The organism is Alcanivorax sp. HI0083, from assembly GCF_001635175.1.
This window is the reverse complement of record NZ_LWFX01001623.1, coordinates 1-2237: the sequence shown is the minus strand read 5'-3', so window position 1 is coordinate 2237 and position 2237 is coordinate 1. Positions and strand designations below refer to the sequence as shown.

1 protein-coding gene is annotated in these 2237 nt (G+C 59.5%); it reads right to left on the bottom strand.

What is annotated here, in order from left to right:
• A partial coding sequence (rne, locus tag A3754_RS23995; RefSeq protein WP_063521545.1) for a ribonuclease E occupies positions 1-2237 on the bottom strand: 2237 nt, incomplete at both ends.

Here is a 2237-nt window from a genome sequence, read left to right as displayed (position 1 = left end):
GACGCTGGCGTTCGCGTAGCGGACGATCGTCTTTGGCATCGGTGCGGCGGGGGGCTTTCGGGCCCTTGTCGTTGCCTTTGCTGTCGGCGCTGTCAGCAGCATTGTCCGGCTTGCGGTTGTTACGCGGTTTGCCGCTGTCATTTGCCTTGTTGTCGTTACGACCGTCGCCACGGTTGTCATTGTTGCGGTTGTTGCGACGGTTGTCATTACGGCCACGACGCTCGTTACGGTTACCGTCGTCCTTGTTATCGCTACGGTTATCGTTGCGATTGTCGGAAGCGCGATTGTCTGCCTGGCGGTTGTCGTTCTTGCGGCCGCCATCCTTGTCGTTCTGGCGTTTGTTGCGGTTATTGCGATTGTCGTTATCGCCTGCTTTGCCGCCATCGCGCTTGTTGCGGTTGTCGTTCTTGCCGCGGTTATCGTTGTTGCGGCCGTCATTACGATTGTCGTTGCGGTTGCGGTTGTTGCCACCACGGCCACGGGCGTTCTGCTGCTGGCGCTGCTTGTTATCGCCTTTGCGCTGGGGCTGTTCTTTCTTCACCTTGGCGGGCTTGGGCTCAGCGGTAAAGACCTGGGCAAGCCAGGTGAACAGACGCGCCAGCAGACCCAGGTTCTGGGCCTGCGCTGTCGGTGCGGCAGCTGCCGGTTTGGGCGGCGGTGGGGCGGTGTCCGGAGCCATCAGTTTGACGGCGGGCTCCTGGGTCTTGATTTCCGTGTCCTGGGCGGAGGCGATATCGGCATCCTTGTTGCCCTCCAGCAGGTCCATCTCGTGGCTCAGCTGAGCGGACGTCTGGTCATCACGGATGCGCTCAACTTCGAAGTGGGGCGTGTCCAGGTTCTGGTTGGGAATGATGACCACGCGAACATTGTGGTTCTTCTCAATGGCGCGCAGGGGATCACGCTTTTCATTGAGCAGGTAGGTGGCCACGGCCACCGGCACCTGGGCCTGAATCTCGCCGGTGCGCTCTTTCATCACTTCTTCTTCGATAAGACGAAGAATGCTCAGCGCCAGTGATTTCACATCACGGATATGGCCCTGGCCGTCGCAACGCGGGCAGACGATGCTGGATGTCTCGCCGAGGCTGGGGCGAAGCCGTTGACGGGACAGTTCCAGCAGGCCGAAGCGGGAGATACGGCCCAGCTGGATGCGGGCCCGGTCTTGCTCCAGCGCATCGCGCATGCGGTTTTCCACGTCACGCTGGTTGCGTGCGGGGCCCATGTCGATGAAATCCACCACGATCAGGCCGCCGATATCACGCAGGCGCAGCTGCCGGGCGATTTCTTCGGCGGCTTCCAGGTTGGTGTTCAGGGCGGTTTCTTCGATATCCGCGCCCTTGGTGGCACGGGAGGAGTTGATGTCGATGGACACCAGTGCTTCTGTCGGGTCGATGACAATGGAGCCACCGGAGGGCAGCTTCACTTCCCGCTCGAAGGCGGTTTCGATTTGCGATTCAATCTGGAAACGGGAGAACAGCGGGGTCTCGTCGTCGTACAGTTTGATCTTGTGCTGGAAGTCCTGCATCACCTGCTGAACAAAGCCCTGGGCTTCGTCGTAGACTTTTTTGGAGTCGATCAGCACTTCGCCGATGTCTTTGCGCAGGTAGTCGCGGATGGCGCGAATGATGACGTTGGATTCCTGATAGATCAGGAAGGGCGCCTTGCGATCCTGGGAGGCATCGTCAATGGAGGTCCATAGCTTCAGCAGGTAGTTCAGGTCCCACTGCAGCTCTTCAGCACTGCGGCCCAGCCCGGCGGTGCGCACGATCACGCCCATTTCGTCGGGAATGGTCAGTGCACCCAGCGCTTCTTTCAGTTGCGCGCGCTCTTCCCCTTCGATGCGACGGGAGATGCCGCCGGCACGGGGGTTGTTGGGCATCAGTACCAGGTAGCGGCCAGCCAGGCTGATGAAGGTGGTGAGGGCGGCGCCTTTATTGCCGCGCTCCTCCTTGGCCACCTGAACGATGACTTCCTGGCCTTCCTTGATGACTTCCTTGATGTTAACGCGACCCTGAATGTCTTTGGGGTCTTTCTGGAAGTACTGGCGGGAAATTTCCTTGAGGGGAAGGAAGCCGTGGCGCTCGGCGCCGAAGTCTACAAAAGCCGCTTCCAGGGACGGTTCTACCCGGGTGATCTTGCCTTTGTAAATGTTGGCTTTTTTCTGTTCTCGTGTGCGGTGTTCAATATCTAGGTCATACAGACGTTGTCCGTCGACCAGAGCCACTCGTACCTCTTCAGGG